13 protein-coding genes are annotated in these 21777 nt (G+C 42.0%); all 13 read left to right on the top strand.

Annotated elements, in window-relative coordinates:
* Window positions 1-215 precede the first annotated feature (215 nt).
* The 13 genes from Q3C19_RS10675 (at window position 216) to Q3C19_RS10615 (ending at window position 21673) form a co-directional block, all read left to right on the top strand.
* Window positions 216-1019, top strand: coding sequence for an RNA methyltransferase (locus tag Q3C19_RS10675; RefSeq protein ID WP_277122278.1), 804 nt, complete (start codon window positions 216-218; stop codon window positions 1017-1019).
* Window positions 1020-1642: 623 nt separating this feature from the next.
* On the top strand, window positions 1643-3298 hold the full coding sequence (locus Q3C19_RS10670) for a hypothetical protein (protein ID WP_302729199.1): 1656 nt from the start codon (window positions 1643-1645) through the stop codon (window positions 3296-3298).
* A 148-nt stretch (window positions 3299-3446) separates the two neighbouring features.
* Window positions 3447-4697, top strand: a complete 1251-nt coding sequence (locus Q3C19_RS10665) for a glycoside hydrolase family 5 protein (RefSeq protein ID WP_302729197.1) — start codon at window positions 3447-3449, stop codon at window positions 4695-4697.
* Between the two features lie 147 nt (window positions 4698-4844).
* On the top strand, window positions 4845-6950 hold the full coding sequence (locus tag Q3C19_RS10660; RefSeq protein WP_302729195.1) for a hypothetical protein: 2106 nt from the start codon (window positions 4845-4847) through the stop codon (window positions 6948-6950).
* Window positions 6951-7124: 174 nt separating this feature from the next.
* Window positions 7125-9290, top strand: coding sequence for a glycoside hydrolase family 3 C-terminal domain-containing protein (locus tag Q3C19_RS10655; protein ID WP_302729193.1), 2166 nt, complete (start codon window positions 7125-7127; stop codon window positions 9288-9290).
* Between the two features lie 187 nt (window positions 9291-9477).
* Entirely contained in the window at window positions 9478-10053 is a 576-nt protein-coding gene (locus Q3C19_RS10650; protein ID WP_302729191.1) for a carboxypeptidase-like regulatory domain-containing protein, read from the top strand.
* A 27-nt stretch (window positions 10054-10080) separates the two neighbouring features.
* Entirely contained in the window at window positions 10081-11397 is a 1317-nt protein-coding gene (locus Q3C19_RS10645; RefSeq protein WP_302729189.1) for a hypothetical protein, read from the top strand.
* A complete protein-coding gene (locus Q3C19_RS10640) occupies window positions 11373-12626 on the top strand; it encodes a SusC/RagA family TonB-linked outer membrane protein (RefSeq protein ID WP_302729211.1) in 1254 nt (417 codons plus the stop codon). Before Q3C19_RS10645 ends, Q3C19_RS10640 begins: the two co-directional genes overlap by 25 nt.
* A 12-nt stretch (window positions 12627-12638) precedes the next feature.
* Window positions 12639-14579: a RagB/SusD family nutrient uptake outer membrane protein gene (locus tag Q3C19_RS10635; RefSeq protein ID WP_302729187.1), complete on the top strand. Its 1941-nt coding sequence runs from the start codon at window positions 12639-12641 to the stop codon at window positions 14577-14579.
* A 243-nt stretch (window positions 14580-14822) separates the two neighbouring features.
* The gene (locus Q3C19_RS10630; protein ID WP_302729185.1) at window positions 14823-16091 is read left to right on the top strand and encodes a DUF4959 domain-containing protein; all 1269 of its coding nucleotides are present in this window, start codon (window positions 14823-14825) and stop codon (window positions 16089-16091) included.
* A gap of 48 nt (window positions 16092-16139) precedes the next feature.
* The gene (locus tag Q3C19_RS10625; protein WP_302729183.1) at window positions 16140-17909 is read left to right on the top strand and encodes a cellulase family glycosylhydrolase; all 1770 of its coding nucleotides are present in this window, start codon (window positions 16140-16142) and stop codon (window positions 17907-17909) included.
* A 343-nt stretch (window positions 17910-18252) separates the two neighbouring features.
* Window positions 18253-20691, top strand: a complete 2439-nt coding sequence (locus Q3C19_RS10620) for a glycoside hydrolase family 95 protein (protein WP_302729181.1) — start codon at window positions 18253-18255, stop codon at window positions 20689-20691.
* Window position 20692: 1 nt separating this feature from the next.
* On the top strand, window positions 20693-21673 hold the full coding sequence (locus Q3C19_RS10615; protein ID WP_302729179.1) for a family 43 glycosylhydrolase: 981 nt from the start codon (window positions 20693-20695) through the stop codon (window positions 21671-21673).
* Window positions 21674-21777 lie beyond the last annotated feature (104 nt).

The raw sequence follows: 21777 nt of genomic DNA, 5'->3' as shown, positions 1-21777 counted from the left end.
TACTTTCTTTTTTTTGATTTTATATCGAACTCACGTTATAATAGTAGACATTTCTTGAGAAATGTTTCTATTTGAATAGACACTTTGTCTAATACTGTGTCTTTTCCTGCCATAGAGGTATGCTTGTTGTGCTTTAAGCTGATTTTCGGAAGAAATATTATCAGATATGTGGGGAAGAAACACTATTTTTGTCTCGGTGAATTTAAAGGAACGATATGTCTGTTATTGAAATAACTTCTCTGGAACAACCGGGTGTGGAAGTGTTCAGCACACTGACCGAAGCACAACTGCGTAACCGGCTCGATCCACAACACGGTATCTTTATTGCCGAAAGTCCGAAAGTGATTCGCGTAGCACTTGATGCGGGGTACGAGCCTACCGCCTTGCTTTGCGAACGGAAGCACATAACGGGCGATGCGGCCGATATTGTAGAACGAATAGGTGATGTTCCCATTTATACCGGCGACCGCGATTTGCTGACTCGGCTTACCGGCTATACGCTGACGCGCGGAGTGCTTTGTGCCATGCGTCGGCCATTGCCGCCGATGGTGGAAGATGTGTGCAATGGCGCACGTCGTGTGGTTGTGATTCATGGAGTGGTGGACACGACCAATATTGGTGCCATATTCCGTTCGGCAGCAGCTTTGGGCATTGATGCCGTATTGCTTACTCCCGATTCTTGCGATCCGTTGAACCGCCGTTCGGTGCGCGTGTCTATGGGCTCGGTTTTTCTGATTCCCTGGACGTGGATTGAGAATCCGTTGACGAAACTGAAGGAACTTGGATTCCGTACAGCTGCATTGGCTTTGACCGACCGTTCTGTTTCTTTAGACGAACCGGCACTGAAAGCAGAAGCCCGTCTGGCTTTGCTGATGGGAACCGAAGGCGACGGCCTGCCTGCCGAGGCCATTTCCGGAGCCGACTATGTGGTACGTATTCCTATGATGCATGGGGTCGATTCGCTGAATGTAGCGGCTGCTTCGGCTGTAGCATTCTGGGAGTTGTGTAAGAAATGCTAAGAATGCTCAAGTTTCGGTGAAACCTCACTTTGCTGTGATCTATTGAGGGTTAGTGTGTTGCAATGATGGATACGCGGACAACACGGACAATGCGGATGAACGCGGATTTTCATTTTTCTTCTTTTTATCCGTGCCAATCCGCTCATTCCGCGTCGTCCGCGTATCCATCTTTCATTTTCTAAAGTTCTACTTGACGCCCGTAACTACTTACTTTAGCCGGGCAACATCGGTAGTTAGCTAACCTAACAAGCAATGTTGTCTAGTATGACAAGCAATGTCGTCAGGTTTTATAAGCAATGCTGTCGGGTTTTACATACAAAGCCCACGAGTATTGCAAGTAAAGTCCGTGAGTATTGCCAGTAGTTCCCAAGAGTATTGCAAGCATGGCTCGCGAGCCGTGCAAGTGTTGCTCGGTAGTGGCTGATAGGGTATTTATAAGTCTTTTCGCCCCTTTTATTGCAGATAAACTTCTTGTTTGCTTAAAAATGGGTATGTATTGTTATGATAAGAACCATAACCGTTTTTATTTTATACCTACTGTTAGGCTAATAATTGTGTTATTTTGCAAGTGAGCCAATGCAAATTGGCGGTTCTGAAAATTTAATGATATAGTAAATAAAACCATGAAAACATTGTTTAACCTGAAAAAACTAACTCTTACCTTTTTATTCACAATGGGGGCGTTGTCGGTTTATTCGCAGTCGGCAAGTTTGCCTTATATTATGGATATGGTACACAACAATCCGGGCGAACCTCTTTACGAGAGTATGTACGACAGACCGGACGTATTGAAGTCGATGGGTTATAATGGAAAATGCTATTTTTTGTTCGATTCGCCTACGTTGGCCATTAACTGGGACGATTTCGATAAAGACATCCTTCCGCCGGGTACGCCCGACCGTGAATGGGTCGACAAGAAAGCGGCGCGTCTGCACGGACTGTTTAATGATTGCAAGCGGAACGGAGTCGACGTATATGCCATGAGCGATTTGATTCTGTTGCCCAAACGGCTGGTCAGTAAATATGGTATCGAAAAAACATTTGGTAATCCTCAGGATACATTAGTTCAGCGTATATTGCGCTATCAGCTTAATGCTTTTTTCAAGCAGTTCCCTCAGATGGACGGTATTGTGGTACGTATCGGCGAGACCTATTTGGAAGATGCGCCGTTTCATGTAGGACACATTCAGAAAAAGGATAATGCAGATCAGTGCATTATTCCTCTGATGAATTTATTGTGCGAAGAGGTGTGTGTAAAATTAAACAAAAAGGTTATTTTCAGGACATGGTGGGCATTCGACACAGACGCAAAAAAATATCAATATATCAGTGATCAGGTTGAACCTCATCCCAATCTGGTGATTGCTATCAAACATTGTGAGGGCGATTTTCATCGTGGAAATCCTTTTAGTAAAGTCTTGGGATTAGGCCGTCATCAGCAATTGGTGGAAGTTCAGTGTGCCCGCGAGTATGAGGGCAAGGGCGCATATTCCAACTATATTGCTCGTGGGGTGATTGAAGGTTTCGAAGAAGACCGGGCAAAAAAGGAAGAAGGCAAGTACTGGTGCATCCGCGATATTTATAATACGGGTAAGTTAGTCGGTATGTGGACCTGGACGCGCGGTGGCGGATGGGAAGGACCTTATCCTAAAAATGAGCTGTGGTGCGACCTTAATGCATGGGTAATGGCTCAGTGGGCTCGTTCACCGCAGCAACCGGAAGAAAAGATTTTCCATGACTATGCGACCAAGCGTTTGAAACTTTCCCGTAAGGATGCGGCGCGTTTCAGAGAATTGGCATTGCTTTCGGAGAAAGCTACACTGAGAGGAATGCGTAGTACTGCTTTCCCGAATGATGTTTTTGCTATGTGGGTGAGAGACGAATACATTACCTTTCCTGCTTTACCCAAGAACAAAGAGAAAGTCCTGACTCTGTTGGCCGAGAAAGATACGGCAGTGACATATTGGGAACGGATCGTTGAATTGTCAGAGCAGATCAGCATCCCCGATGCTTTGTTGGATGAAACGATGAAGGTGACATGTCGTTATGGCAAGCAGATGTATCGGATTTATTGTGCGTTGTTCCATCTGGCTGCCATAAGACAGGGGCTGACGGAAGAAGATAAAACAGTTTATCTGGCAGAATACGACGATGCCTGGAGATGCCTCGAACAGTTGGCAGACGAAAAACCGGCATACTGTCCGTCTTTGTATTCGAAAACACTTATCCGCCGTACATGGTCGGAAGTGGCAGATAAAGCAGTGAACGGGATGCGGTAAGTTTCGGGAAAACGTTTCCGCAATTAAAAGCCCGCGAGATGGAATATAATGGATAAGAAAAACACTTTTGTAGATTATCTTTTTTATACTTGTGGAATAATTTAGAGAGAAAACAAACATAAAATAACTTTATAATATCATTAATACCATGAAAACAGAATTATCAAATAACTATTCTGGAACGCTATTGGCAAGAGTTATATGCCTGTTGTTATGCGGCACTTTTTTTGTATTGCAAGGAGGACAGGCACATTCATATCCGGAGGCAAACGATACAGAGAAAGCAGACAAAGACGCATGGCAAGTGGCACGTTGGCTGGGTATGGGATGGAACCTGGGTAATCAGTTGGATGCCATAGCAGAAGGTGTGTCCAACGAAACAGTTTGGGGAAATCGTCCTGTGACACAAGTTACATTCGACAAATTGGCTGCGGCCGGATTTACTTCCGTACGTATACCTGTTACTTGGATGGGACATATTGGTAGTGCGCCTGAATATAAATTGGAAGAATCGTGGCTGAAACGTGTGGAAGAAGTTGTAGGATATGCCGAGAAAGCCGGATTGAATGCTATTGTTAATATACATCATGATGACAATTATTGGCTTAGCATGAAGAAAGCCATTCAGGGGGAAGAACAAAACGAGGCGATTAAGGCTCAGTTGAAGGCTGTGTGGACACAAATAGCTGCCCGTTTCAAGGACAAAGGACATTTTTTGCTGTTCGAGGCGATGAACGAAATCCACGACGGTCGCTGGGGATGGGGAGATAACCGGAAAGACGGTGGCTGTCAGTATGCTATTCTGAACGAGTGGAATCAGATTTTTGTAAATACAGTACGTGCTACTGGCGGCAAGAATACCGACCGTTATTTATGCGTACCGGGTTATGCTACCAATATTGAACTTACTCTTCAGAGTTTTGTATTGCCTAAAGACGTTGTGCCTGGCCGTTTGCTGGTATCTGTGCATTGTTACGATCCTATGGATTATGCCATGAGCAACAAATATACAGAGTGGGGACATACGGCAGATGCACCTAAAAAGGTGACCGGTGACAACGAAAATCAGATTGCCAGTCAGTTTAAAGCGCTGAAAGAACACTTTGTAGAAAAAGGCGTTCCGGTATACATCGGTGAAATGGGATGTATACACCGTGCAACCGAAAGGGAAGAGGCATTTCGTAAATACTATCTGGAATATTTTTACAAGGCGGCCCGCACCTATGGTTTGGCTCCTTTCTACTGGGACGACGGAGGTAAGGGACTGTGTCTGCTGAATCATGCTACAGGCGACTGGCAACCGGGTGCGCTTGAGGCGATCGGAGCCATGAAGAAAGGACTGTTTACGGAGGATAGTTCTTATACCTTGCAGACGGTCTACGAGCAAGCTCCCCGGTAGAGCATTGACAGCTGTTATTTCTTTTTGATAGATGGTAAACTTTGAATAATCAGTCGGATTTTTTCGGCTGACAGCCCTTTCTATGTCCTGAAAATAGAGACATAAAACAGAAAATCACAAGTTTTATTGAAGTAAAAAGTATTATAAATGAAAAGGTTAACTTCTTTTATGATCCTGCTTGCAAGTACGGTTTGGATAACGATGCATGCTGCAACTACAAAGATATATGTCGATGGCATACACGGAAAGGATACGTATGACGGAACCCTTCATTCACCGATCCGTACTTTCGAAGAGTTACAGAAAAGGTTACTTGCAGCCGATACGTATAACGACATTGTGGTGTATATACGTGATGGTGTGTATGAGCTGACTTCTCCATTGGTATTTGATGAAAAGATGGGTGGAAACATTAAACGGAAAATAGAATTGCGGGCTTATCAGGAGGAACAACCAGTCTTGTGTGGTGGTTATCGGGTGAAAGGCTGGCAACTGTATGACGTTGACCGTTCTGTATATTATGCCCAATTGCCCGAGACGTTGGACGGACGTCAGTTCTTTGTAAACGGTCAACGAGCTGTCCGTGCACGCGAGAGTGATGCTGTAAAGCGATGGATTAAGTCAGACAGCATCGGACATCTTACTTCTGATATGTCATTGCTGAAATGGAAGAATTCGGAATTCGTAGAATGTGTTTATCGTGAAATATGGACTGCTCCCCGATGTGGTGTAGCGTCTATTACGCTGTTAGGCGATACACTCGTACGTGTGACCATGAAACAGCCGGGATGGAAAAACTGTAGAAACAAGGGTATTACTTCGACCCGTACTCCGTGGTATTGGGAAAATGCAATGGAATTATTGGATGAAGAAGGTGAGTGGTATCTTGACAAGACGGGTGCTATGGGAAAAGGGAGAAATGTACTTTTTTATAAGCCTTATATTTGGGAAAATCTGGAAGAAGCAGCATGTATTTTCCCGGTTTTGGAATCGCTGGTAAGAATAGAAGGGACTAAGGAGAACCCTGTGTGCAATGTTCGTCTGAATGGTTTGCAATTGGCTTATACTACTTGGTTGCGTCCTGGTACGAATAGAGGAAATCCGGATGCGCAAAACAACGTAATGCGACAAAATGCTACAGGCGAAGGCGAATCGATGGCCGAAGGAGCTGCTGTTGTCATGAGACATGCACAGCATATTTCCATAGATAACTGTTCGTTTCTGCATCTGGGATGTAACGGCATTAATATGGAGGCTGGATGTTCGTATAATGAAGTTAGCAGATCGCTTTTTTACGATTTGGCAGCAACGGCCATTCAGATGGGAAATTATAAAAACTGGCAGAAGCGTGATAGCGAAGACAGCTACGATCCGGAAGACAAGCGTAATCTGTTAAGAGAAAATCTGGTCGAGAACAATCATATTGAATTGTGTGGTGTGGAATATCGTTCGGCCACAGGTATAGGGGCTGCCTTTCCGGTTTCGACAGTTTTCCGGAACAATACTCTGAAAGACTTGCCTTATTCGGGTTTTCACATTGGTTGGGGCTGGACAACGGTGCCTTATACGGTTAATGGTGATAATCTGATAACACGTAACAGGATTCAGAATGTTATGGTGGAGCTGGCAGATGGTGGGTCAATTTATACTTTGGGAGGCGGTTTGCCCCAAGCTCCTACAACCATAACTGAAAACTACATGAACCGTACCATGTGGGGACAGGGTGTGTATTTGGACAATGGCAGTGCTTTTTATCATGTGTCTGATAATGTGTATGAAAAGATTGATGACTATAATGTGAAGATCAATTCCGGCATTCATGATATCCGGGTAGACGGTATTTATTCCAATAAAGTAAAGAATCTGCTTGCTGATAAATGCGACAATTGCCGAATGGATAGCACGGTTTTGTTTGATAAGGCCAATGCCCGGCGGATGGTAGATAAGATTAAAAAGAATGCAGGGGCAAAGAGAAAATTTGTTTCAGCCTGGGAGGTTATTCCTGATAAACACATTTTTGAATTAGAATGTGCTGAAATGGCCGGTGGGGCTTACACGACTTCGGGTATCGGAACTCATGTATTCGATTATAGTGGAATGGGTTTTGTCTCAGGATTTGATAGAGAGCGGAATAATGAAATACGTTTTAAGAACAAAGTTAGTGCTGGTGGAAAATATGTGGCAAAGCTTCGTTATTCGTCGGCAAAAGGCTGGAATGGAAAGGTGATGTTGAAAGTAAATGGAAAAATATAGGTATGTGAACTCGATGAAACAGCAAGGGGAGAATGGCGGACGGTTACACTTCAGGTAAACCTGAAGAGGGGAGTGAATGAGATAAGCTTGTTCAATACAGAAAAAGGAACCGGACATTTATTTTTTGACGTGATGTATATTTATCGTGCTTAATGGATAACAACGAACACAATTATGAAGAATAAAATAGGGACAATATTACTGATATGTAGCATGTGGGGAAGCGTTGTTTGGGGACAAAGCTGCAGATTCCCTTTTCAGAATCCACAGCTGAATGAGGAAGCACGTCTTGACAATCTGATTTCATTGCTGACGCTGGATGAAAAGATTGCATTGTTTGGCGGGGCTGGCGTTCCACGGTTGGGTATTCGGGGAGCTGGCAGTTCGGAAGCTCTTCATGGGATAGTACAGGGAGGACCTGCGTGGAACCCTAATCAGCCCAAACAAATTACGACTTCTTTTCCGCAAGCTTATGGATTAGGCGCAACGTGGGATGTGGAGTTGATACAGCAGGTGGCTGACTACATTGCTTATGAAGGCCGTTACCTGTACCAGAGTCCTAAATATCAGCGGGCAGGACTTATTCTGTGGTCACCCAATGCCGACTTGGGACGTGATATCCGCTGGGGACGTACAGAAGAATGTTATGGAGAAGACCCGGTATTGACTGCAGCTTTGACAGTAGCTTTTGTTAAAGGGCTTCAGGGCAGTCATCCGAAATATTGGAAATCAGCTTCGCTGATGAAACATTTTCTGGCAAACAGTCATGAATCCGGCCGTGTGGAGACCTCTTCCGATTTTGACGAGACACTGTTTCGTGAATACTATTCCTATCCTTTCTGGAAGGGAATCGAGCAGGGAGGAGCCAATGCTTTGATGACAGCATATAATGCCTATAACGGAATACCTTGTACGATTTCTCCGGTATTGCGGAAGGTTTTGCAAAAGGAGTGGGGATTTGACGGTATGATCATCACCGATGGTGGAGCCTTTCAGCAATTGAAGAACACGCATAAAGTATTTGAACGTTTGGAAGATGCGGCTCAAGCTTGCATCAAAGCCGGTACTACCCGTTTTCTGGATGACTATAAGGCTGCTTTAAAAAATGCATTTTATGAAGGAAAAGTTAGCGAGAAGGAACTGGAAGAGAATATAAAAGGAAATCTTAGAATTATGTTAAGACTGGGATTACTGGATGATGACGATTCCAATCCTTATAAATCAATAGGTATAAAAGATACGATAGATCCCTGGTTGAAAGAAGAAACCAGGCAGCTTGTCCGTCTGGCAGCCCGGAAATCGGCTGTTCTGTTAAAGAACGAAGGCCGTCTGTTGCCGTTGGACAAGGGAAGTGTAAAACGTATTGCCGTGATTGGCAATAGAGCAGATGTGGTATTGGAAGACTGGTACAGCGGTGCGATGCCTTATAAAATTACACCGCTGGCTGGTCTGAAAGAAGTGGCTGAACGTGAAGGAATTGAAATACGCTATGTGAAAGACAACAAACGCAGTGCGGCGGAAGATGCGGCTGCATGGGCAGATGTAGTGATCGTTTGTCTGGGGAATGATCCTACAGGTAGTCAGGAATGGGCTAAGGCTCCTTGGGGACAAACAGCCTTGGCTTCCGACGGTCGGGAAGATGTGGACCGTACGTCGTTGCAGCTGGAACAGGAAGACCTGTTGAGATCCGTCTACAAGAAGAATTCGCGTACGGTACTTGTTCTTATCAGTAGTTTCCCTTATGCGATCAACTGGTCGCAAGACAATATTCCGGCGATATTGCATTTTACGCAATCGTGTCAGGAACTGGGACATGCAGTTTCCGATGTCATTTTCGGTGATTATAATCCGGCAGGACGTACTACGCAGACTTGGGTGAAAGATATTAGTGACCTGCCTCACATAATGGATTATGATATCAGAAAGGGACGTACTTATATGTATTTTAAGGGTAAACCGATATATGCTTTTGGACATGGCTTGAGTTATACAAGTTTTGATTATTCTCATTTGCAGGTTGAACAAAAGACCTTATCGGCCAGTGAAACGCTTCATGTCCGTTTTAATGTAACTAATACAGGAGAGTATTCGGGGGACGAGGTGGTTCAGGTATATGTGAAATTACCGGGAGATGTGGCTGCCAAAAGATTGAAAGGATTTTCCAGAGTATTTGTTGAGGAAGGAAAGACAGAGACTGTGGAGATACAGATTCCCGCTACTGACCTGATGCTGTGGAATGCCGCAGAAAATTGTTTCAAATTACCCGAAGGAAAGATGGAACTGATGGTGGGAAGTGCTTCGGATAATATAAAACTGGGAAGTAAAATACGATTGCAATGAAATGATTTTTCAGAGTAATAGAAATAACAAGATGTTTAACCTTTTAAATTTTAGCAATATGAACAGTTCTTGAATAATGGATGTACATTACAGTTTTGAATAAGCTGTATAGTGAGCACAAAATCATTTTACTCATATATAAACTTTTTTTAATATTATGTCAAACAACGTTTTAAAAATAAGGTGTTTGAAGTATATATGCCTTATTTGTACAGTATTCTTTTATGTCTCTGCACAGGCACAGGTCCGTACTGTAACGGGTGTCGTTAAGGACGATGCGGGAGAAGTTGTTACAGGTGCGACAGTAGTAATTAAGGGAACCACGACAGGAACTACGACCGATTTTGATGGAAAATATTCTATTCGGGTAGATAATAATGATGTTTTGGAGTTCTCCTTTATCGGTTATTTCAAGAAAACAGTTAAAGTAGGAAACCAGACTGTGATTAATGTAACGATGGAGAGTGATACTCAACAATTGGATGAGGTTGAGATTGTGGCATTCGGTACACAGAAGAAATCAAGTATGATTGGTGCCGTGACCACTATCAATACCAAGCAACTGAAGGTAAGCTCCAGCAACCTGACAACCAGTTTTGCCGGTAAGCTGGCAGGTGTGATTGCTTATCAGACGGGTGGTGACCCCAGTGAACAGAATGTTAACTTCTTCGTTCGTGGTGTGTCTACCATGGGAGCCTCCAGTTCTCCGCTTATTCTGATTGATGGTATTGAAAGTTCTCAGACAGACCTGGCACGTTTGTAACCGGATGATATTGCAACTTTCTCAATATTGAAAGATGCAACAGCTACGGCATTGTACGGTGCTCGTGGTGCCAATGGTATCTTGCTGATTACAACCAAAGAAGGTAGTGTAGGAAAGATTAAAGTCAATATTCGTTTGGAATCAGTACTTTCTTCTCCGACTGATATGGTAGATGTGACAGATCCTGTTACATACATGAAATTGCACAACGAGGCAACTGCTACACGCGATCCGTTGGCTGTTCAGTTGTACTCGCAAGATAAGATTGACAATACGGCTCTAGGAATTAATCCGTATGTTTATCCGGCGGTAGACTGGCAGGATATGTTGTTTAAGGAGTCATCCATGAATATGAAGTCTACATTCAGCATTTCAGGTGGTTCGAAGTTTGCCCGTTACTATGTAGGTGGTACTTACAATATAGATAACGGTATGTTGAAAGCCGACGGTGCTAACGATTTTAATAATAACGTACGCTTGAGCACTTATCAGCTTCGTTCCAATGTCAATGTGAATGTAACAAAGACGACGGAAGTTATTATGCGTTTGGGTATTACAGTTGATGATTACACCGGCCCTATTTATGGTGCTACGGATATGTTCAGAAGAGCTAATCTGGCAAGTCCGGTATTGTTCCCCGCTTATTATCCCCGTACAGGCGAATACGCTAATTTGCCTCATATCATGTTTGGTAACTATGATGGTACAGGCAATTATCCTAATCCGTATGCCGATTTGCAGCGTGGTTACAGAATGTATGACAATTCGAAGATTGTTTCCACTTTCGAAGTGAAGCAGGATTTGGAAATGATTACGAAGGGATTAAAGGCACGTGCAATGTTCTCGACCGACCGTTATTCTCACAAGGGAGCAAAACGACAATATAATCCGTTCTATTATTATGTGACTAATTACGATCCGGTGAAAAACACATATAGTTTGACCAATCTGAATCCGCCTAACTTGTCGGATAATGGCGGAACTGATTATCTGAATTATGTTCCGGAAACCACTGAAGTGAATGCAACTACTTATTTTGAGGCTGCACTTAACTACGACCGGACGTTTAATGAAAAGCACAATGTATCGGGACTTTTAGTAGGATATTTACGTAACTATGAAACCTCTGTAATTCCTAATAACGATTTGAATCTGGCTGTATTGGCTACATTGCCCTATCGGAATGCGGGTATTTCAGGAAGATTGGCTTATGGCTACGATAACAGATATTTTGTAGAAGGTAACTTCGGTTATAATGGTAGTGAACGTTTTTCAAAGAACATCGTTGGGGCTTTTTCCCATCAATTGGTGTGGGGTGGATGGTTTCCAATGAAAAGTTTATGAAACCGTTTGAAGATTATATCAGCAAACTGAAATTTAAAGTGACTTATGGATTAGTAGGTAATGATCAGTTGAGTAATGATGCCAAAGACCGCTATTTCTATTTGTCAAATGTGAATGTAAACGATTCTGGATATGGTGCAACGTTTGGAGAACGTTTTAGTGAACACTTGAATGGCGTTTCTATTACTCGTTACGCTAACGATGAAATCACGTGGGAACTTTCCAAGAAGTGGGATTTTGGTATCGAATTAGGACTGTTCCGTGCATTGGATTTACAAGTAGATTTCTTTAAAGATAAACGTTCGAATATTTTAATCAGTCGTTCTGATTTGCCTAAAACAGCCGGTTTGCTTAGTTCAGTTAAGGCAAATGCCGGTGAATTGGAAAGTCATGGTGTAGATATCATTTTGGATTACAACAAGAGTTTCAGTAACGGTCTTTGGATAACATCGCACAATACCTTTACGTATGCAACAAATAAGGTGACGAAATATGATGAGCCCAATTATGATGCTTTGGGTACTCCTTGGAAATCGAGAATAGGACAGAGCTGGAACCAGTCATGGGGTTTTGTAGCTGAACGTCTGTTTATCGATGATCAGGATATTGCTAATTCACCTACTCAAAGTTTTGGTAAGGTTATGGCAGGCGATATCAAGTATAAGGATATCAACAAGGACGGTAAGGTAGACTATGATGATATGGTACCTATTGGCTATCCGACAGTGCCGGAAATCAACTATGGTTTTGGTATTTCTGCTGGTTATAAGATCTTTGACTTCTCTTGTTTCTTCCAGGGAACAGGTCGCCGTTCGTTGTGGATCAGTCCTGTTAATTGTTCTCCGTTTGTTGATCCGAACAGTGGTATAAAAGGTGCAAGCAATTTGGTTTTGCAAGATATTGCCGACAGTTATTGGTCAGAAGACAACCGCAATATCTATGCTCTTTGGCCTCGTTTATCTACAACTCGTGTCAGCAACAATGAGCAGAGCAGTACCTGGTATATGCGCGATGGTAGTTTCCTTCGTTTCAAGTCGTTGGAAGTCGGAGTCTCGATGCCACGGAAGATCTTACGCAAGCTGAATATGGAATCAGTCAGATTGTATTATACAGGGACTAATCTATTGGTATTCAGTAAATTCAAGATGTGGGATCCGGAACTTGGAGGTAATGCTTTTGCCTATCCGTTACAGCGGACACACAGTATTGGTTTACAAGTTAACTTTTAAAGGAACATGATTATGAAAAGAATAAAATATTTCATTTTAGCAACGTTGTTTACTCCATTATTCAGCAGTTGTGAGTTTTTGGATATTATTCCGGATAACGTTGCTACAGTAGAATCTGTATTTGGGGATAAAAACTCAGCTAAACAGTATTTGTATACTTGCTATAGTTTTATGCCCAGTCATCGCAGTATTGGTGACAATCCGGGATTTGCTTATGGAGGAGAATTTGTAGTGATAACTGATAACTGGACATTTACTCCGTCGGGCTTGCCCAGAATATTGTTTGAAACAGGTAACAATGCTGCTAATCCTTATTGTGATTGGTGGACACGTACGAAGAATATGTTTGCTGCCATTCGTGTATGTAACTATTTCTTGGAGAATATTGAGACTGTTCCTAATCTGTCGGAAGTGGAAAAAATGCGTTGGCGTGATGAAGTGATATTCTTAAAGGCATACTATCATTGGTGGTTGTTCCAAATGTATGGTCCTATTCCTTTGATGGATACTAATCCTGGTTTTACTGAGGATAAGGATTTGCAAGTCTATCGGAATACGAAAGACGAATGTGCCGATTATATTGTTGGCTTGTTCGACAAAGCAATTCAAGGCGGAGGACTTCCGGACAATATTTTAGGAGCAGAAGTAACTGAAATGGGACGTATCACCAAAGCTATCGCAATGGCTGTAAAAGCAAAGGTGATGGTTACGTTAGCCAGTGATTTCTTTAATGGAAATAGAGATTACGAGAATATGGTAGACAACAGAGGTGTTCATTTATTCTCCTCGGAATATAGCCAACAACGTTGGGTCGATGCTGCACAGGCTTGTAAAGAAGCTATCGACTTTTGTCATGCTCAAGGGATGAAACTTTATAAGTTTACAGCACCTTCTGGTCTTGGCACCAATGAGCAGATAGATTATACTTTGCAGCCGGCCATGATTCTGGCTGGAAAACTTCCGCTGAATACAGAGATCATTTGGAGCCAGGCAGAGGCAAAGCAAAATATTTACGGAGATATGCAATACCGTTATGGTTTCCCCGAATATTTGTATAAAGGGAACATTTATAGTCCGACCGAGAAATTCGTAGGATATGAGACTTGTGGTTCCTTAGGCGTTTCTATGAGCGTGGCTGAGACATTTTATACGCAGCATGGTGTGCCTATCACAGAGGATAAAACCTATTATAAAGAAGATGAATGGTATAAGGCCGATGAAGATTACCAGAGTCGTACAGATCATAAATACTTGATTAAAGAGGGATATCAGACTAACAAAATAAATCTGTATCGTGAACCAAGATATTACGGATTGATAGCTTTCAGAGGTTCCTTGTTGTTTGGCTATGGTAACAATAATATAGACGATATGTATTATTTCTATCCTAAAAATACCAATAGAGCCAATACAACCGGTATGCTTGCCCGTAAATGGGTTCCTTATACCAGTGCTCCGGCCCAGGAAATTGATTTTTATCATTGGCCTATTATGCGTTTAGCCGATTTGTATTTGTTGTATGCAGAAGCATTGAATGAATGTACAGTAGGAAACGGCACTCCTGATCCGGATGTCTATTTCTATGTGAACGAAGTGCGTAAACGTTCTGGATTGGAGCCTGTGGAAGATGCTTGGACTAAGTACTCGGAATATCCACAGAAGTATACTACTAAAGAAGGAATGCGCCAGATCATCCGTCAGGAACGTCGTATTGAATTGGCTTTCGAAGGACATTCATGGTTCGATTTGCGCAGATGGAAATTGATGGAAAGTATGTTTGGAGCAAGTACAATGCGGGGCTATAACGTGAAGTATTCTGATAATCTGGAATATATAACAACTCCCACAGTGATACATGCTACCAAGTATGAAACTAAGAGTAATTTGTGGCCTATTAAGGATTCCGAGTTGAATACTAACCTGAATTTGGTTCAGAATCCGGGATGGGAATAATAAACCTGACTCAAGTTCCGCATGTTGGCAAATGCTTGTGTGCGAAATTGTAAGTGATTGATAAACAGAAATATATTAGTTTATTCTCAATTTACTAAAAATAAACTGGTAGTTTATCCGCATTAAACTGATAGTTTACTCGTATTAAACTGATAGTTTATCCGTATTAAACTGACGGTTTATCCGTATTAAAGCAGAATAAACAAATGGCGGAACTTAAATAAACCTGAAATATTATATATTATGAGACGTCTTATAAATATTGCATTTTTTGCACTTCTTCTTCTGGCCTCATGCAAAGAAGAAAGTAATTATGGACAATATCCGGTAGAATCCACTCCTCCGGGAAAGGTTACCAATATTGAGTACGAAGCATTGCCGGGAGCAGTGAAGCTGAAATATGAACTGCCGATGGATAAAGACTTGTTGTATGTAAAGGCTGCCTACCAGCTGGATAATAAGGAATGGAAAGAAGCGAAAGCATCGGCTTATACAAATGAACTGTTGCTCGAAGGATTTGGTGTAGGCGACAGTACGCGCCAAGTCCGGGTGACAGCTGTTGATGTTAACCAGAATGAATCGGAAGTTGCGCTAATTGACGTTGTTCCGGAAGCATCACCTGTATATGAGGTTATAAAAACTGTATCTGGTGTAGCTACTTTTGGTGGGGTTAAAATCTCTTGGACAAATCCTAAAGATTTTAATGTAATATTGGTGCTGAATCGTGAGAACGAAGCCGGTCAGATGATTCAACCAGTAGGTGGACGAATTTATGCAGAAGGTAATGGTAAAGAGGATTCAAGGTCTATTCAAGGCATTGATTCTATTATGACCCGTTTTACTGTACATGTTGAAGACCGTTGGGGAAACAGATCTTCTAAATATGAATTTATGGCTAAACCGATGTTTGAAGAATTGATAGACAAGTCTTCGTTCAGACGATGGAATCCAAGCAATGCACAAGGTACAGATCAAATCAAGTATCAGGCATGGTGGGGATATGACATTAAGAAAATCTGGGATGGACTTCATCCAGGAAACCATTCATCCGATAATTGTTATAGTACAGTCCAAGGGAATAAAGAAAACAGAATTACTTTTGATATGGTTTCTCAGATCAAGCCTTCCCGAATGAAACTTTGGGCCAGAAAGAATTACAAATATTCTGCTATCGGTGAATATATCCGTGTTTGGGGTTCGAACGACCCAGAAGGATTACCGACTTTTGACCAAACGGTTGAACCAATTGAAAAGCGTTGGACATTATTGACGGAAGAACAAGGCCCTAAGGGAGGATATCATGTCTATAAACCTTCTGGATTACCCGGTACACAGACTACATCAGGTGATGTTCAATATGCTGAAATCGATGGTATTGATATTTATTTCAAGGCCGATGCTCCCACAGTTAGATATATCTGTATTGAGATGGTTTCCATGTGGAGTGGTGGAAGTACTGGATCGTATACGATTGCAGAAGTTGACTTCTATGGGCAATATGTCAAGAAGTAGTCGGAAACATCTGTTTTTATGAATATAAACTATAAAAAATATATAGTTATGAAAAATAAACTACATACTATACTTTTATTGTTTGTTTGTTTCCTTAGCTTGTTTGCATGTGAGGATATTAATGACAAACATGACATTTATATGAGGGATGGAGAAGAATTACATGTTGGAAAGATGGATTCTTTGTATCTGTATCCGGGCAATTTGAGAGCCCAATTGAAGTGTTGGATTACCGACCGGCGTTCAGTGTGGCTTATGGTACAAAAAGATAATAGTGAGGAAGAACAGTGGATCAGTTTACCGGAGGGAAATCGGGAAGATTCGATAGTCGTTTATATAGAAGGGCTGGATGAAGGAAGCAATCAGTTGACTTTTATGACGACGAATGAAGACAAATCGGTCTTTTCCGTACCACTGAAACAGTCGGTTACCGTTTATGGCGAAAAGTTTCAGCAGGGATTGATGCAACGTACTGTGGAACATGTGGAAGCAGCTGAAGGTTTCCTGAGAATCTCTTGGGGACCTAAAACCACCGAACAGCTGGTAGGTGAGAAAATCTGCTATAAAGATATAAACGGTAAGGAATGCACTCATGTGACATCGGCTGATAACAATGTCAGTGTCATCAGCAATGTCGACTTGTCTGCCGGTATGTTTGAGTATTCTTCACTTTATCTGCCGGTATCTACTGCTGTTGATACTTTTGCTGTGAATAAAGAAAAGGTAGAATATACTATTACCCCACGTCCGGAAGGCATGAAAAAGAATGCCATCCAGATTGCTAAGGAAATAAAACTAGGTTGGAATCTGGGCAATTCGTTGGAAGTTGGTAGCGGCGAAACTGCTTGGGGAAATCCCAAAACGACAAAAGAGTTGATTACAGCTGTGAAGAATGCTGGTTTTTCAGCTGTCCGCATTCCATGTATTTGGACTGCATATGCTTCCAATGACGGAACATATAAGATCCAAGCCGATCGTATGGCACGTGTGAAAGAGGTAGTAGATTATTGCATAGACAATGGTCTTTATGTAATACTGAATACTATGCATGATTGGATAGATAAGTTTAACTATAAGGAATATGATGAGAATAAAGTTATAGAAGCTGACAATAAGATTAAAATAGTTTGGGGTCAGATTGCTGATAACTTTAATGAATATGGTGATAAATTGTTATTTGCATTTGCAAATGAATGTGACGTTCCTAGAGCTTCTATGCCTGTTTTTAAAAGATTTGAACAAACATTTGTTGATGTTGTAAGAAAATCAGGAGGCAATAATTTATATAGAACTTTAGTAGTTCAATGTCCAATGACTGATATAGACAGAGCATATCAATATATGGACTTAGTTACTGATCCGACACCTTTAAGTCTTATGACCGAAGTTCACTATTATACACCATGGTCATTTTGTGGTGTAAATGAAGGAACGTTCTTTTGGGGAGAAGATTATAAAATCTATGGTCAAATAGAAGAGGGCTATCAAGAAGATTACGTATGTTCCCAATTTAATAAAGTAAGGGAAATGTTTACAAGTAAGGGAATACCTGTTGTACTTGGGGAGTTTGGTGCCCAATATGGTAATAAGGTTAAACTGGAAGATCCGGAATTGCAAGCTAAGGCTGAGGAATCAAGAGCTTATTTCATGCAGTATGTAACAGAGCAAGCTAAGAACTATGGATTGATCCCGTTTATTTGGGATGATGGATGGAATTTCCCGTTGATGGATAGAAGAAACTGCAAGGTGATTGAAACACGACAAATGGACATGGACGCTTTGAATAAAGGAGCAGAAGCCGGAGTTTATCCGTTCTGATGCGAATTGTTGAAGGTCTGTGACTGATGAAAGGGTGTGCCGGAGTGGCTTTGGATTTTTGTGATTTGTAACTGTTTAAATTTCATTGTTGATAACTGAGATTGGTATGAATTACAATATCCGTAGCTATAGGTACACTCTTTTTAGCATATAACGCTGTAATGTTATCCAAAACGCATCTATTTGTTATCATTTGCATCCTGTTGGGTAATGATACATCGGGTATATTTGTTACGGAGAAAAAGATTTTATTTGGAATATGTATTATTAATATGGAATAGTTGAAGCTATGGTTAAAGCATGTATGTTACGGAATTTGTTATTCGTTATGGGAGTTGCCGTTATGTTGCTATCCTGTAAGGAAGATATTGGACGATTGGAGAACTCTAATGTGATGCGTTTATGGTACGACGAGCCTGCAGAGTATTTTATCAATGCTTTGCCTTTAGGAAATGGACGCTTGGGAGCTATGGTGTATGGACGTCCGTCGGAAGAACTGATCCATTTGAATGAAAGTTCTTTTTGGACCGGAGGACCTGTCAATTTAAGACCTAATCCTGATGCTTTCGTTTATTTGCCGCAAATACGAAAGGCTTTGGACGAAAAGAACTATGCCTTGGCCGATCAGCTGGCACATAATATGCAAGGATTGTTCAGCCAATCTTATGCACCAATCGGAGATTTGCTGATCAAGCAGCAATACAAGGGAGAGGCAACTGACTATTATCGTGATTTGGACTTGCAACGTGCAATTGCTACCACTCGTTTTAAGGCTGATAATGTGGAGTATATTCGTGAAGCCTTTGTGTCTTATCCTGATCAGGTGGTGGTAGTTCGTTTCACTTCATCGGTACTCCAGGCTCTTGATTTGGAACTACGTACACAGACTAAGATGCATGCTACTGTAGCAGTTGACGGAAAAGATTTGCTGGTCGAAGGCAGAGCACCTTCGCATGCCGATCCTACTTATATTAATACATCAGACGAACCTGTTCAATGGGGAGATTCGTGTAGAGGTATGCGCTTTCAGACACGTATTCGTACTTTGAAAAACGATGGGCAGGAAGCTTTGGTGGATGGAAGCATCCGAATAACAGATGCTTCGGAGGTTGTTCTGGGTATATCCATTGCTACCAGTTTCAACGGCTTTGATAAATGTCCGGTATCAGAAGGAAAAGACGAGAAAAAACTGGCCAAAGCGTATTTGGACTCTGTTTGTGGGAAATCTTACGATGAGCTGAAACAGGCACATATTGCTGATTATTCTTCATATTTTAATAAGTTAGGTTTCTATTTGAAAAGAGATGCTTCCAAAGAAAAGATGCCTACCGATGAACGTCTGCAAGCATATCAGACAGATAATTCCGATCATGGGTTGGAAACGTTGTTGTATCAGTACGGACGTTATCTTCTGATCGCTTCTTCACGAAAAGGAGGAGTTGCTGCCAATTTGCAGGGAATATGGAATGTAGATGTACGTCCGGCGTGGAGTAGTAATTATACAACCAATATTAATTTTGAGATGAATTACTGGGCTTCTGACAAAACAGGCTTGGGAGATATGAATGAACCGATGATTCAGCAAATCATCAACATGTCGAAAACCGGACGGTATGTTGCTTCGGATTATTATAAATGTCGTGGATGGGCTGCCGGACACAATTCCGACATTTGGGCCATGACCAATCCGGTTGGTCATCTGGGAATGGGCGATCCGCAATGGGCTAATTGGACAATGGCTTCTCCTTGGCTTTCACAGCATTTGTGGGAAAAATATGCTTATACGGGCGACGAGGAATATCTTAAAAACACTGCATATCCGATTATGAAATCAGCCGCAGAATTTTGTCTTGACTGGCTGATTGATGATGGCAACGGGCATTTGCTGACTTCTCCATCTACTTCTCCTGAGCATCGGTTTATAGGCGAAGATGGGAAAGCGTGGGCTGTTACCAAAGGAGCTACGATGGATTTAGGACTTATCCGGAATCTGTTTGAGAATACCATAGAAGCTATTCAGGTTTTGGGCACAGACAAGGATTTTGCCGTTTCTTTGAATGAGGCATTGGTAAAGATGCTACCTTATCAGCCGGGGGCTGAGGGTGATCTGAATGAATGGGGAGCTGATTATGCAGATGCAGAACCACAGCACAGACATGTTTCCCATTTATTTTGCCTGCATCCGGGACATGATGTTTCTGCCAATCGGACTCCCGAATTGTTTGAGGCCTGTAAGAAGACTTTGTTGAAAAGAGGGGATAAAGGAACGGGCTGGTCTTTGGCATGGAAAGTTTGTTTCTGGGCGCGTCTTTTGGATGGCGAACATGCTTATAACTTGATTAACAACTATCTGAACTATACAACGGAACGAGGTTTCTCGGAGAATGGTGGAACGTATCCGAATTTGTTTAATGCTTGTCCTCCATTCCAGATTGACGGGAACTTTGGAGTTGTAGAAGGAATATCCGAAATGTTGCTGCAAAGTCATTTGCATGAAATACATTTGTTGCCAGCTTTACCTTCGTCGTGGGATGCAGGAGAGATTATCGGACTGAAAGCTCGCGGAGGTTATGAAGTGAACATATCATGGGAACATGGAAAACTAAAAAAGGCGGTATTGTCTGCGATGAAAGATACAGAGTGCCGTTTGCGTACGAATGCCCCCATACAGATAAAAGGGGTTAAGATGAAAACCATTGAACAGAAGAGCGTAGCTGGAACTACCTATCTGAATGTATTTGATGTAAAACATGGAAAGAAATATATTATAAAGCCTGTGTGAGATGAAGATTTTTGTTTTTTATCTGATTTGTATGATTGCCCCCCTTTCTTTGTGGGGGCAAAATTTGCATAAAGGTATCATGATGTATGGTGACAGCAGCCGGACGGGCAGGGCTTTTACAAAGGATCCGTATGTCTTGAAATGGAAAGGAAACTATTTGATGTATTATTCGATACCAGAATCCAAAGAACGTGGTATCGGATGGGGAATTGGCATTGCAGAGAGTCAGGATTTAGATTCTTGGCAGAAAGTAGGGGAGATTAATCCGTTGCAGGATTCCGATTTGGAGCGGAAGGGTATCTGTGCTCCTTGTGCCATCGTAAGGAATGATACCATACATTTATTCTATCAGATATATGGCAATGGGGCGTTGGATGCCATTTGCCACGCTTATTCGGTTGATGGTATTCATTTTGTACGTAATCGTACTAATCCTGTGTTTCGTCCTTCGGGCGATTGGAATTGCGGAAGAGCCATCGATGCAGAAGTGTTTGAATACAATGGGCAGTATTTCTTGTATTATACGACCAGAGATCAGGCATATCAGAAACAATACTTAGGTGTGGCAGTCACTTCCAGACACTCTTCTTTTGATCGTGATACCTGGAAACAGGCATGTTCGGCACCTATACTTTTTCCTGAACTTGCTTGGGAAGGCAATTGCATTGAAGCTCCTTCGGTCATCAACCGCAATGGTAAGCTTTATATGTTTTATGCCGGCAATTATAACAATGCGCCACAGCAGATTGGCGTTGCAGAAAGCCATGATGGCTTGGTGTGGACGCGCTGCAGTAATAATCCTTTTCTAGCTGTAGGAAAAGCCGGTGAATGGAACAGTAGTGAGTCTGGACATCCGGGAATTTTGGACGATGGAGAGCAATGCTATTTGTTCTATCAGGGCAACAATGATCATGGAAAAACCTGGTTCCTCTCTAAAGTTCGTGTGCAGTGGAATCAGAAAGGTCCCTATCTGGACGAATAAAAGACCAATATGTGGAAAGAGTGTTATCATTGAAATATCTGTCGTATGAGGGATTCCGAGTTGGAACTATTTTCTATTTTTGCATAGGATTTTGCCTTAAAGTG

It is taken from the genome of Bacteroides sp. ET489, from assembly GCF_030518095.1.
GTDB lineage: Bacteria > Bacteroidota > Bacteroidia > Bacteroidales > Bacteroidaceae > Bacteroides > Bacteroides ndongoniae.
Note: the sequence above shows the minus strand (reverse complement) of the source record. Positions and strands in the feature narration are given on the sequence as shown.